10 protein-coding genes are annotated in these 12,062 nt (G+C 70.4%); 4 read left to right on the top strand and 6 right to left on the bottom strand.

The genetic code is table 11. From position 1 onward, the window contains the following. Nucleotides 1-101 precede the first annotated feature (101 nt). A complete protein-coding gene (locus tag ATK30_RS07005) occupies nucleotides 102-869 on the bottom strand; it encodes a LysM peptidoglycan-binding domain-containing protein (RefSeq protein WP_244194543.1) in 768 nt (255 codons plus the stop codon). 123 nt (nucleotides 870-992) lie between these two features. On the opposite strand from ATK30_RS07005, the gene ATK30_RS44630 reads away from it, so the two are divergent. Next, nucleotides 993-1,421, top strand: coding sequence for a hypothetical protein (locus tag ATK30_RS44630; RefSeq protein ID WP_143271355.1), 429 nt, complete (start codon nucleotides 993-995; stop codon nucleotides 1,419-1,421). Between the two features lie 444 nt (nucleotides 1,422-1,865). Beyond that, the gene (gene lexA / locus ATK30_RS07010) at nucleotides 1,866-2,525 is read left to right on the top strand and encodes a transcriptional repressor LexA (RefSeq protein ID WP_067593639.1); all 660 of its coding nucleotides are present in this window, start codon (nucleotides 1,866-1,868) and stop codon (nucleotides 2,523-2,525) included. Between the two features lie 370 nt (nucleotides 2,526-2,895). Here lexA and ATK30_RS07015 read toward each other — a convergent pair whose 3' ends face one another. Genes ATK30_RS07015 through ATK30_RS07025 form a run of 3 tightly spaced genes read right to left on the bottom strand, consistent with a single transcriptional unit; the run spans nucleotide 2,896 to nucleotide 5,964 of the window. Beyond that, nucleotides 2,896-3,903, bottom strand: coding sequence for a hypothetical protein (locus tag ATK30_RS07015; RefSeq protein WP_244194544.1), 1,008 nt, complete (start codon nucleotides 3,901-3,903; stop codon nucleotides 2,896-2,898). A 53-nt stretch (nucleotides 3,904-3,956) separates the two neighbouring features. After that, nucleotides 3,957-5,414 carry a GTPase HflX gene (hflX, locus tag ATK30_RS07020; protein ID WP_101434857.1) on the bottom strand — a complete coding sequence of 486 codons (1,458 nt, stop codon included), beginning with the start codon at nucleotides 5,412-5,414 and terminating at the stop codon, nucleotides 3,957-3,959. Between the two features lie 43 nt (nucleotides 5,415-5,457). Continuing rightward, complete coding sequence (locus ATK30_RS07025; RefSeq protein ID WP_101434858.1) at nucleotides 5,458-5,964, bottom strand: ArsR/SmtB family transcription factor; 507 nt, start codon at nucleotides 5,962-5,964, stop codon at nucleotides 5,458-5,460. A 58-nt stretch (nucleotides 5,965-6,022) separates the two neighbouring features. Here ATK30_RS07025 and ATK30_RS07030 point away from each other — a divergent pair, with 58 nt between their 5' ends. Then, entirely contained in the window at nucleotides 6,023-7,276 is a 1,254-nt protein-coding gene (locus ATK30_RS07030) for an MFS transporter (protein WP_101434859.1), read from the top strand. A 20-nt stretch (nucleotides 7,277-7,296) separates the two neighbouring features. Here ATK30_RS07030 and ATK30_RS07035 read toward each other — a convergent pair whose 3' ends face one another. Further along, nucleotides 7,297-8,505 (bottom strand): IS110 family RNA-guided transposase, encoded by a 1,209-nt coding sequence (locus tag ATK30_RS07035; RefSeq protein ID WP_101433892.1) that lies wholly within the window; start codon nucleotides 8,503-8,505, stop codon nucleotides 7,297-7,299. 222 nt (nucleotides 8,506-8,727) lie between these two features. On the opposite strand from ATK30_RS07035, the gene valS reads away from it, so the two are divergent. After that, complete coding sequence (gene valS, locus ATK30_RS07040; protein ID WP_101434860.1) at nucleotides 8,728-11,229, top strand: valine--tRNA ligase; 2,502 nt, start codon at nucleotides 8,728-8,730, stop codon at nucleotides 11,227-11,229. Here valS and dapF read toward each other — a convergent pair whose 3' ends face one another. Further along, complete coding sequence (gene dapF, locus ATK30_RS07045) at nucleotides 11,230-12,057, bottom strand: diaminopimelate epimerase (RefSeq protein WP_101434861.1); 828 nt, start codon at nucleotides 12,055-12,057, stop codon at nucleotides 11,230-11,232. It abuts the gene before it with no gap. Nucleotides 12,058-12,062 lie beyond the last annotated feature (5 nt).

The following is a 12,062-nucleotide window of genomic DNA, read 5'->3' on the forward strand; positions in this document are numbered from 1 at the left end:
AGATATAGGGGTAGACCTTAGATCGCCTCCGGGGCGGGCGCAAGGAACCCGAGAGGGTGAAAGAGCGGTTGCGCAAGATGCGACCGGGTGGTTTCCGACAGTCATGGCCCCGCGGTGCCCGCTTCCCCGCCCTGTCCGCTGCCGGGCCACGCGACCGGCACGGTGAGCGGCATGCCGGGCAGCAGAGCGGTGTCGTCGAGGTTGTTGAGCTCCTTGATGCGTTCGACGACCGCGCTCTGGTCCGCGTCCGGCGCGAACCGGGCGGCGAGCGCGCCGAGCGAATCGCCGGGCTGCACGGAAACGGACGCGGTCCGCGACGGCACCGGGCCGCTGGACACTCCCGCGCCGAAAACGCCGAGCCCGGTGACGATCAGGCAAGCCACGAAGGCGATCGCGAACAGCCACGGCCACCGCACCGACGGGCGGGCCTCGCTCTTGCAGGCCACGCCGCCGCGCTGCCCGGCGACGACCCGCGCCCGCGACGGCGGTCGCAACGGCTCGCCACGCCGCTCGCGCGCGGTGCGGCCGGGGTTGCCCGGAACGGCGACGGGGATGTACCGGACCGCGGTGCGGCCGCGCGCAGGAGCTACTTCGGTCTCGACGGCGGACGGGGCCGATGTCTGGAACCCGGCACGCTCCGCGGACTGGACGGCGGTGCGGCCGCGCATCTCGCGGGACTTCCGGACCGCAGCTTCCCCGGGCTCGGCGGCCGAAGGAGCCGAGGTCTGGAACCCTGCGCGCTCAGCGGACCGAACAGCAGCGGCGGAGCGCAGGTCGGCAACCTCGCGCGCCGACCGCGCGCCTCGTTCGAGCGCGGCCGCGAACCCGGCAGATTCCCCCGCCGACCGCGCGCCTCGGTTGAGCGGCATCGGTTCGATCGAAGCCGTGTAGCCCTCCGCCGACCGGGGGCCGACCCGCCCGGCTGCATCGCCCGGCACCGACCGCGCGGACTCAGCTCGCTCGCCGTCGGGGAGGCCAGCCTCGGCTGCCGCGTGCCAGGAGCGCCCACGCCCGGCCTCGCCGCGCGAACCCCGGGGCTCGCCCGCACCGCGACGCCGCCGCGAGTCGCCTCGGCCTGCCGCGCCGAGGGAATCCTCGCCGGGCAGATCCGCGCCGAGGCCGCGTCGGGCGTTGGTCCGGCCGCGAAGCTCCACCACCTCGCCGGAACCGGCCGCCGCTGCCGAGTCAGCGGCGGATTCGGCGTCAGCGCCCTCCGCAACACCATCCTTTCGGGTGGCTTCGCCGCGCTCCGCGCGCCGCCGCGACCGACGTGCCGGACCGCCGGACCCGGGTTCCCTCCGGGCCGGGACCGGTCCGTCCGACGCGGCGCCGCCCTCGGCGGGGCGGACGGCGGGGACGGGCCGAAGCGGGCGGACGAGCCCGCGATCTGCCAGGATCGACATGCCGGAACCTCCTCGTGACCTGCGCATCCGTCCGGTCCGGGCCGTACACCTGCGCCGCAGCGGTCCAGATCGAACAGGCGTTCTATCGAACGTCCGTGCGAAGGTCTACCACCCCGCACCGACAAAATCGAGAGGACACGGCGTGTCGATCGAACAGATGTTTGAAATCGTCGCGCGCGGTGGCTAACGTCGGTGACCAGGACATCTGCCGGACCGGCTCCGGCGGGTGCCGCCGGACGGGCGTTCGCGGAAAACGCGGATTCCGGACCGGCGCACGCGGAAACGCGCGGCCGCCGACACGGCGGCCGCGGGACAGCTGGAGGCGACGCAGCGTTGGAGAAGGACACGGTGAAGGGCACCGCGGCGAAAGGGGCCAAGGGGGCCTCGCGAGGCAAGGCGTCCGCACAATCCGCACAATCCGCGCGCGAATCCGGTCACGAGAGCACGGGGAAGGTAAGCGCCATGCCCGAGGTGTACGACGTGGACGAGACGCTGACCGTCCGCCAGCAGCAGGTGCTCGACGTCATCCGCACGTGGGTGAGCCGCTTCGGCTACCCGCCGAGCGTGCGCGAGATCGGCGAGGCGGTGGGGCTCACGTCCACGTCGTCGGTGTCGCACCAGTTGCGCGCGCTGCAGCGCAAGGGCTATCTGCGCCGCGACGCCAACCGGCCGCGCGCGGTGGGCGTGCTCGCGTCCACGGACGACAACCCGATGGGCATCGAGATGGACCAGCAGCCGTCCGTGCCGAAGGCGGCGTACGTGCCGCTGGTCGGGCGGATCGCGGCGGGCGGTCCGGTGCTCGCCGAGCAGGCCGTCGAGGACGTTTTCCCGCTGCCGCGCGAAATCGTCGGCGAGGGCGAGCTGTTCCTGCTGAGCGTCACCGGCGATTCGATGGTCGACGCCGCCATCACCGACGGCGACTGGGTCGTCGTCCGGCAGCAGCCCGCCGCGGAGAACGGGGACATCGTCGCCGCGATGATCGACGGCGAGGCCACGGTGAAGACCTTCAAGCGCAAGGACGGACACGTGTGGCTGATGCCGCACAATGACGCGTACGAGCCGATTCCCGGCGACGACGCGTCGATTCTGGGCAAGGTCGTGGCGGTGCTGCGCCGACTCTGAGCATGGGCGCGCTCCCCTCCCAGGGCTCCGGGCGAGGGGAGCGAGCACTCAGGATTCCGGTCGAAGGCCGTAGAGGTTCGCCACATCAGCAGCAGCGGCAGCTCCGACGCGGTGCCACGTCAGGTGCGGCGCCACGTCCGGCGCGGCAGCCCATCCGGCACGCGTCCGGCATTGCGGCGCATCCGCGCGGCGGCGGATCCGGCGCGGCGATGACTCAGACGCGACGGCGCGTCAGAAAGCAGCGCACGACCAGGAACCGTGCCGCGTCAAGTGCGGCGGCGCATCCCGCACGACGGCCCATCTGGCGCGGCGACAACTCAGAAAGGGCGGCGCGTCAGAAAACAGCGCACGATCAGCGAACAGTGCCGCGTCAGGAGCGGCGGCGTTTCCTGGCCACCAGGAACCCAGCACCGAGAACGACCACCGCCGCAACGGCGGCAGCGGGAGCGACCGGGAAACCACCGGAGTCCTGCTCAGCGGGCTGCGGAGTAGCGTCGCCACCAGGCTTCGGCGCGGGCGCGCGCGGCGTGACCAAGGCCGTCGCGTTTTTGATCGCCCGCACCGGTTCGCCGACGCCTTCGCTCGCGGACAACAGCGTGCCGTCCGGTTCGAAAGCAATAGCTTCGCCCTGTTTCTCGTTCGCCAGCGGAATCCGCACCGGCTCGCGTTGCAAAGCTGCCGCCACGTCGCCGTCCGGGGCCGCGTACAGATACGCGTCCGTGTAAGTCCGCAGCGCGACGACCGTGCCGTCCGCGCTGGTCGCGCCTCCGGTGATCAAAGCCGAACCGAACGAGCCGACCGGACCGCCCGGCGTGTCGGTGCTGCGGACGCGCAGCGTGCCGACCTGCTCCAGTTTCGTCGGGCCGGGAGCCGCCAGCGGGCCCGACGGTTTGTACACCTTGGAAACGCCCAGCAGGTCTTTGGTCACGAGGAACGGCGTGCCGGACTGGTCCAGAACCAGGGCTTCGGTGTCGTGCGGACCGTCCGGATAGGTCAAGCGATGCACGACTGCCGCGCCGCCGGCCGGTTTCAGCTCCAGCAGCGCGACCGTTTCGCGTGTGGCGCGGTTGTCACCAGTGTCGGAAAGCCACAGGGTGCCGTCTTTGCCGCGGGCGAGGTCTTCGACGTCGTATGGATCCGTCGGATCGGTCAGGACGTCCTTCACCTGGCATTTCGGGTCCAGGACGAAGACTTGCACCTTGGTGCCGCCGTCGTTGATCGCGTACCAATGCTCGCCGTCGGAAACGAGTCCGGACAGCTCGTTGAGGCGCTTGTCCGTGACCTGGCACAGCGCTTCCGGAGCAGGCGGCGGAGCTGCCGCAGCCGGGACCGCGCCCGCGAGCATCAGAACAGCCGTCAGTGCCAGGACGACCCGCACCAGTTCACCTCCGTAGTGCACGACCCGCCCGGGCCGTGCACTACGGAAGACGTTCAGAGCGCCGAGGCGTTGGTTTCGAACGCCCGCAGAGCCGCGGCGAGGTCCGGCCGGACCCGCACCCGCAGGCGCGTGCCGTCGGCGACGTGCTCCTCTTCCAGCACCTCGCCCTCCGCGTGCGCTCGCGACACGAGCTCGCCCCGCGCGTACGGGACCAGCACGTCGATCACCGTGTCCGCCCGCGGCAGCCGTTCGGCCAGCACCTCGGCCAGGTCAGCCACGCCGGAACCGGTGCGCGCCGAAATCTGCACCGAACCGGGCAGCGCGTGCCGCAGCCGGGCCAGGGTGACGTCGTCGGCCGCGTCGGCCTTGTTGATCACCAGAAGCTCCGGCGGGAGCGGCTCCTTGCGGCTGCGGGTGATCTCGGCGAGCACCTCGCGCACCGCGCTGACCTGGTCCTCCGGGGCCGGGTCGGAACCGTCCACGACGTGCACGAGCAGGTCGGCGTCGGCCGCCTCCTCCAGCGTCGAGCGGAACGCGTCCACCAGCTGGTGCGGCAGGTGCCGCACGAACCCGACCGTGTCGGTCAGCGTGAACGTGCGCCCGTCGGCCGTCTGCGCCCGTCGCGTGGTCGGGTCGAGGGTGGCGAACAGCGCGTCCTCCACCAGCACCCCGGCCCCGGTCAGGGCGTTGAGCAGGCTCGACTTGCCGGCGTTGGTGTAGCCGACGATCGCCACGCTCGGCACCTCGTTGGCCACGCGCTTGCCGCGCTTGGTCTCGCGGATGGTGTCCATCGCGGCGATCTCCCGGCGCAGCTTCGCCACGCGCTTGCTGATCCGCCGCCGGTCCGTCTCCAGCTTCGTTTCACCGGGCCCGCGCAGGCCCACGCCGCCGTTCGCGCCGCCAGCGCGGCCGCCTGCCTGCCGGGACAGCGCCGAACCCCATCCGCGCAGCCGCGGGACGAGGTACTGCAGCTGGGCCAGCTCGACCTGCGCCTTGCCCTCCTTGGAACGGGCGTGCTGGGCGAAGATGTCGAGGATCAGGGCGGTCCGGTCGATCACCTTGACCTTGACCTTCTCCTCCAGCTGGCGCAGCTGGCCGGGCGAAAGCTCGCCGTCGCAGATCACCGTGTCAGCGCCGGTCGCCACGACCACGTCGCGCAGCTCGCGTACCTTGCCGGACCCGACGTACGTCGCCGGATCGGGCTTCTGCCGCCGCTGGACGAGGCCTTCGAGCACCTCCGAGCCCGCCGTCTCGGCCAGTCGCGCCAGTTCGGCCAGCGACGCCTCGGACTGCTGGGCGGTGCCTTCGGTCCACACGCCGACCAGCACGACGCGCTCCAGCCGAAGCTGCCGGTACTCGACCTCGGTGATGTCCTCGAGCTCGGTCGACAGGCCCGCGACCCGGCGCAATGACGCGCGGTCCTCGAGCTCCATCTCCCCGACCGAGGGGTCGTAGGGGTCGTCGTCGTAGAACTCTGTGCTGTTCAGGTCGGTGTGTGTCTGTTCTGTCATCGTGCCTCCATGGTCCCACGTTTCCGCGCGGGAGCCGAGTGGATTACCTGCTGGGATAAACCGAGACGTACACGGCCGTGCGTTCCGCGGCCGGATCGCGGGGCCGGGCCTTGAACTCTTCGAGCAGTCCTTCGAGCCGCCGTTTGAACTCCGCGACTTCCTCCGGACCCACCTGGACCACGAGTCGCGTCGTGTCCGTGGTCTCCAGGTCCGCCTCGGCCATTTCGGCCAGATACGCCTCGAGCATGGCCTCGTTGATCGCGACGGCGCTGCCGTCCGCGTTCTCCAGCTGCCAGGAAAGCCCGGTGGACAGGTACGGGATCTCCTTCGCCCCGCGCGCGCCGCGCCGCGGTTCCTGGGGAACGAGAAAACCGGTGTCGACCAGCCGCCGCACGTGGTGCAGCGTGGTCGCCGGGTCGCGGCCGAGCCGCGCCGCCAGCTCCTTGTTCGTCATCGCCTCGAAAGACGTCAACCGGATGATGCGCAGCCGTATTCCGGACGCGAGCGCGGCCGCCTCGGCTTCGGTGGAGGGACGTCGGTGCAACGGCATCCGCGCAGCCTAGACAAAGTGATTGACACTTTCCAATCACTCGACAACACTCGATCGGGTGCGTCGCGACTCACTGTTCTTCCACGCCGATTTCCGCAGGCTGTGGGCCGGGGACACGGCGAGCCAGCTGGGGATGTTCGTGGGGGTCACGGCCATTCCGCTGCTCGCCGCGGTCACGCTGGCCGCCACTCCGTTCGAGATGGGCCTGCTGACCATGGCCGAGACGCTCGGTTTCCTGGTCCTCGGCCTTCCCGCGGGCGTCTGGGTGGATCGGATGCGCAAACGGCCGCTCATGCTCGCCGCCGACGTGGTCCGCGGGGTGCTGCTGCTGAGCATCCCGCTCGCCTGGTGGGCCGGCGTGCTCACCATGGCGCAGGTGCTCGCGGTCGTGCTGTTCGTCGGCTTCGCGACGGTCTTCTTCGACGTCTCCTACCAGGCGTATCTGCCCGCGCTGGTCGGCCGCGAGAAGCTGCTGGAGGGCAACGCGAAGCTGCAGGGCGTGCAGTCGTCGGCGCAGATCGCCGGGCCGAGCCTCGCCGGCGTGCTCGTGCAGTTCCTCGGCGCGGCCAGCACCGTCCTGGTCACCGGCCTTGGCTACCTCACCTCCGCGCTGTGCCTGTGGCGCATCCGTACCGTCGAAACCCTCCCGGAACGCTCAAAGCGCGACCGGCTGGTGCCGCAGATGCTCGAAGGCCTGCGGTTCATCGTCGCCGACCGGCCGCTGCGCGCGATCGTCGCCTGCACGGCCACGTCGAACCTGTTCAGCGGCGTGGTGCAAGCCGTCGAGGTGCTGTACCTGACCCGCACCGCCGGGCTGAAACCGGCCGAGGTCGGCGGGCTGCTCGCGGCGAGCGGTGTCGGCGGCATCGCGGCCGCGCTGTGCGCCGGGCCGATCATCCGGAAGATCGGGCAGGCCCGGTCGATCTGGCTGGTCCCGGTGCTGTTGTGGCCGGGCGGGATCCTGGTCCTGTTCGCCGGTCCGGACTGGCGGATCGCGCTCGCCGGGCTGGGGATGGCCGCGTTCGGGTTCGGCGTGATCCTCTACAACATCGCGCAGGTCTCCTACCGGCAGGCGATCACTCCGGACCGGCTGCTGGGCCGGATGAACGCGAGTGTCCGGTTCATCGTCTGGGGCGCCCTGCCGCTCGGCGGGCTGCTGGGCGGCGGGCTCGGCGAATGGCTCGGGCTCACCGCCGCGCTGTGCATCGGGACCGCCGGGCCGGTCGCGGGCGCGCTGTGGGTGATCTGCTCGCCGCTGCGGCGCATGCGGGATCTGCCGACGGGCGCGGAAATCGCTGTACCCGCCCCGTAAAGTGCTGCCTAATGTTTATGTCAAGCAGCGGTAGCCGTGGTGTGTCGGTAGTCGGCCTGGTAAGGCTGGCGGGTGCGCAGGAGCGCGTAGAGGACGTTGATGCGTCGTCGGGCCAGCGCGATCAGTGCCTGGTGATGGCGCTTCCCTTCGGCGCGTTTGCGCTGGTAGAAAGCTTTGCTGAGTGGGTCGGTGCGGATCGCGCAGAACGCGGACTGGTAGAAGATGAACTTCAGGTGTTTGCTGCCGGCGGTGGCTCGCCGCAGGTAGTTCATCTTCCCGGACTGCTGCAGGACCGGCGCGAGGCCGGCGGCCGAAGCGAGCTGATCGGCGCTGGCGAAGCGGTCCAGGTTTCCTGCCTCCGCGAGGAATTCCGCGGTCAGGGTGGCCCCCATCCCCGGCAGGCTTCGGACGAGGGCCGCGTCAGGGTGGCGGTCGAGCCCGTCGGCGATCTGGTTCTCCAGTTCGCCGATGCGGTGCCGGGCCGCGATCGCGTCGGTGGCGAACTCGCGGGCGAACTCGGCCATGCGCTTCTGCCCGGGAACGATCACATGCTGGGCCTGAGCGGCCGCAATCGCCTTGCCTGCCAAGGGTTCGGCATAGCTGCGGCGGACGCCCGCGGCCAGCATGTGATCGATCAGGCCGTCGCGTCCGGCTTCGCGGACCTCTTCCGGTGTGACGAAGCGGACCAGAAGCCGCAGGTCGCTGAGGTTGGTCACGTCCACGACGCGTTCCAGGCCGGGGAAGAACCCGGCCAGGGTTTCGCGCAGCCGGTTGAGGCGGCGGGTCTGATCGATGACGAGTTCACGGCGTCGGGAGACCAGCATCCGCAGGTCGAGGGTGATGTCGTCCTCGGCGGTGACGATGCGCCAGTCGTCGCGCAGGCGCAGCTGGTCGGCGATGGTGGCCGCGTCGCGGGGATCGGATTTGGCTTCGCCGCCCTTGCTGGCGCGGCGGGCTCGGTTGACCACCAGGCCCGGGACGTGGACCAGGCGGACACCTGCCTCCAGCAGCATGGCGGTCAGCAAGCTGGCCACTCCGCCCATCAGGTCGATCGCGGCGGTGAGCTCGCCGTGCTCGGCTTCGGCCTGGCGCAGCTGGGCGATCAGGGCGTCGATGCTGTCCGGGTCGTTGTCGACGCGCCGGGAGAGCAGGACTTTCCCGGTCTCGGCGGCGACGATCGCGACCCAGTGGAACTCCTTGGCGACATCGATGCCTGCTTTTACTGCCATCGAACCTCCGGTCGATCACACGGTGTGGTGCGTCCCGATTCCGCCGTCAACGCCCTACATAGCGATGGTTCGCAGTGCCTAATCAGCGGTCAGAACCAGGTGGTGGAGCGGGCGGCACAGCACTCTGAACCATCACCGGCAGCAGGCATGAAAGCCATACCCGCTCCACCTGCATCCGCCGATCCTCGCGGACCGCGGACATCCCTGAAAGGTAGGGCGGGCATGAACGAGAAGATCCCGCACAAAGCCGACGTCGACGGCCTGACCGCCAAATGGGTACCGGTGTGGGAACGCGAAGGCGTATACCGGTTCGACCGGACGCGCCCGGACGTCTACTCGATCGACACGCCGCCGCTGACCGCGAGCGGTTCGCTGCACATCGGGCACGTCTTCTCCTACACGCACACCGACGTTCTCGCGCGCTACCAACGGATGCGCGGGCGTTCGGTCTTCTACCCGGTCGGCTGGGACGACAACGGCCTGCCCACCGAACGCCGCGTGCAGAACCATTTCGGCGTGCGCTGCGAGCCGTCGCTGCCCTACGACCCGTCCTTCGCCCCGCCGGATCAACCCGGCAAGAACGCGATTCCGGTGTCCCGGCGCAATTTCGTGGAGCTGTGCCGTCAGCTGACCGAAACCGACGAGAAGGTTTTCGAGGAGGTCTGGCGGAGCATCGGGCTTTCGGTGGACTGGACGCTGGCGTACCAGACGATCGACCCGGCGACCACGGAAATCTCGCAGCGCGCGTTCCTGCGCAACCTCGCGCGCGGCGAGGCGTACCAATCCGAAGCCCCGACGCTGTGGGATGTCACCTTCCGCACCGCTGTCGCGCAGGCGGAACTGGAGGACCGGGAACGGCAGGGCGCGTATCACGATCTCGTGTTCACCGCCGACGACGGCGCTGACGTGCTGATCTCGACTACACGGCCCGAGTTGCTGCCCGCGTGCGTCGCGCTCGTCGCGCATCCGGATGACGAGCGCTACCAAGGCCTTTTCGGGAAAACCGTGCGCACACCGGTGTTCGGGGTCGAGGTTCCGGTCCACGCGCATCACTTCGCCGATCCGGAAAAGGGCACCGGCATCGCGATGGTGTGCACCTTCGGCGACACCACCGACGTCACCTGGTGGCGCGCGCTGCGGCTCGAAACGCGTCCGGTGCTGGGCCGCGACGGCCGGTTCCGTTCCGAACCTCCGCACGGCGTCCCGGCGGACACATACAGCGAGCTGGCGGGCAAGACTGTCCACACTGGACGCCAGATCGTGGTGGAGCTCCTGCGGGAGGCGGGCGCGCTGCGCGGCGAGCCGAGGCCGATCACGCATCCGGTCAAGTTCTACGAAAAGGGCGACAAGCCGCTGGAAATCGTCACCAGCCGCCAGTGGTACCTGCGCAACGGCGGCCGCGACGACGCCCTGCGCGCGAAACTGCTGGAGCGCGGCGAGGAGCTGAACTGGGGCCCGCCGCACATGCAGGTCCGTTACCGCAGCTGGGTCGAGGGCCTGACCAGCGACTGGCTGATCAGCCGCCAGCGGTTCTTCGGCGTGCCGATCCCGGTCTGGTACCCGCTGGACGCCGACGGGGAGCCGGACCACGACGCGGTGCTCGTGCCCGACGACGCGAGCCTTCCGGTGGACCCGAGCACCGACGTTCCGCCGGGCTATTCCGAGGAGCAGCGCGGCGTGCCGGGCGGGTTCGTCGCGGAGGCGGACGTGATGGACACCTGGGCGACGTCCTCGCTGACGCCGCAGATCGCCGGTCGCTGGAGCCTCGACGACGACCTGTTCCGCCGCGTGTTCCCGTTCTCGCTGCGGCCGCAGGCGCACGAGATCATCCGCACCTGGCTGTTCTCCACCGCGGTCCGCGCCGAACTGGAGGAAGGCGTGCTGCCGTGGCGGGACGCGGTGATCTCCGGCTGGGTGCTCGACCCGGACCGCAAGAAGATGTCGAAGTCGGTCGGCAACGTCGTCACGCCCGCGGATCTGCTGGAGCGGCACGGTTCCGACGCGGTGCGCTATTGGGCGGCAAGCGCGCGGCCCGGCGTGGACACGGCGGTCGACGAAGGCCAGATGAAGGTCGGGCGACGGCTGGCGACGAAGCTGTTGAACGTGAGTCGGTTCGTCCTCGGCCTCGGGACTCCGAAACCGGATTCGGTCGCCACGAAGCCGCTGGACCGGTCCGTGCTCGCCGCGCTGGCGAACGTGCTCGAAGAGGCGACAGCCGCGTTCGAAGCGCTCGACCAGGCGCGTGCGTTGCAGGTCACGGAGACGTTCTTCTGGACGTTCTGCGACGACTACGTGGAACTGGTGAAGGGCCGCGCGTACGGCGATCTCGGGGCGGAGGCAGCTGAATCGGCGCAGGTGGCACTGCGGACGGTGCTGTCGGCGCTGGTGCGGATGTTCGCGCCGGTGCTGCCGTTCGCCACTGAAGAGATTTGGTCGTGGTGGCAGGAAGGCTCTGTGCACCAGGCGGCCTGGCCGACCGCGCCCGCCAGCGACGGGGACGTCACGTTGCTGCCGCTGGCCGGCTCCGTGATCGCCGCGGTGCGCCGGGCCAAGACCGACGCGAGGGTGTCCATGCGGACCGCCGTCGAGACGCTGTCGGTCACCGCTCCGGCCGACGTGCTCGAAGGCTTCGCCGGAGTCGCCGAGGACGTGCGGATCGCCGGGGTGGTCACCACCGTGGCCACCCAGGAGGGCGAACTCTCGGTGGCGGTGACGATCAGCTGATCAGGCGCCCGCGGCGAGCCACCAGGCTTCGTCCAGCTCGCCGCGGGCCACGATCTCGGCCGGTCCGGTCAGCGTGGACTCGCCGCGCCCGACCGTCACCGACACCCGGCCGCCCGGGATGTCCACTGTGGACTCGCCGGTGTCCTTGCCCGCGAGGTGCAGCGAGGCGGCCACCGCGGCGACCGTGCCGGTGCCGCAGGCGCGCGTCTCCCCCACGCCGCGCTCGTGGACGCGCATCGCCAGCGCGCCCTCGCCGAGCACGTTGACGAATTCCAGGTTGACGCCGGCCGGGAAGAAGTCGTGGTCGAAATCGGGCTGGTCGCGCAGGTCGAGACCGGCGATGTCGGTGTCGGTGACCGACACCAGGTGCGGGTTGCCGACGTTCACCGCGACCCCGGAGAACGGCTGCCCGGCCACCACGGTGACCGACGTGCCGGTGATCGCCGCCGGGCCCATCTGGACGGTGACCGAACGGTCCGGGTGCACGACGACCGGCCGGTCGCCCGCGCGGGTGCCGATGACGAACTCGCCGCATTCGGCCAGTCCGGCGTCGACTAGGTAGCGCGCGAAAACGCGGGTGCCGTTGCCGCACATCTCGGCGATCGAGCCGTCGGCGTTGCGGTAGTCCATGAACCACTCGCCGGCCGACTCTTCGCCGATCGCCTTCGCCCGGACAACGCGCAGCACGCCGTCCGCGCCGAGGCCACGCTGCCGGTCGCACAGCGCGGCGACCCGTTCCGCCGTGAGGTCCAGGCGGCCGGCCGCGTCAGGCAGCAGCACAAAGTCGTTCTGCGTGCCGTGGCCCTTGAGGAATTCGATCCCGCCCATGCGTC

The organism is Amycolatopsis echigonensis (assembly GCF_002846615.1).
Lineage (GTDB): Bacteria > Actinomycetota > Actinomycetes > Mycobacteriales > Pseudonocardiaceae > Amycolatopsis > Amycolatopsis echigonensis.

Bases quoted from the DNA above. Each gene is read 5' to 3' on its own strand.
- lexA (WP_067593639.1), top strand. From the start codon at position 1,866: ATGCCCGAGGTGTACGACGTGGACGAGACGCTGACCGTCCGCCAGCAG.
- ATK30_RS07005 (WP_244194543.1), bottom strand. From the start codon at position 869: ATGCCGCTCAACCGAGGCGCGCGGTCGGCGGGGGAATCTGCCGGGTTC.
- valS (WP_101434860.1), top strand. From the start codon at position 8,728: ATGAACGAGAAGATCCCGCACAAAGCCGACGTCGACGGCCTGACCGCC.
- ATK30_RS07035 (WP_101433892.1), bottom strand. From the start codon at position 8,505: ATGGCAGTAAAAGCAGGCATCGATGTCGCCAAGGAGTTCCACTGGGTC.
- dapF (WP_101434861.1), bottom strand. From the start codon at position 12,057: ATGGGCGGGATCGAATTCCTCAAGGGCCACGGCACGCAGAACGACTTT.
- hflX (WP_101434857.1), bottom strand. From the start codon at position 5,414: ATGACAGAACAGACACACACCGACCTGAACAGCACAGAGTTCTACGAC.
- ATK30_RS07025 (WP_101434858.1), bottom strand. From the start codon at position 5,964: ATGCCGTTGCACCGACGTCCCTCCACCGAAGCCGAGGCGGCCGCGCTC.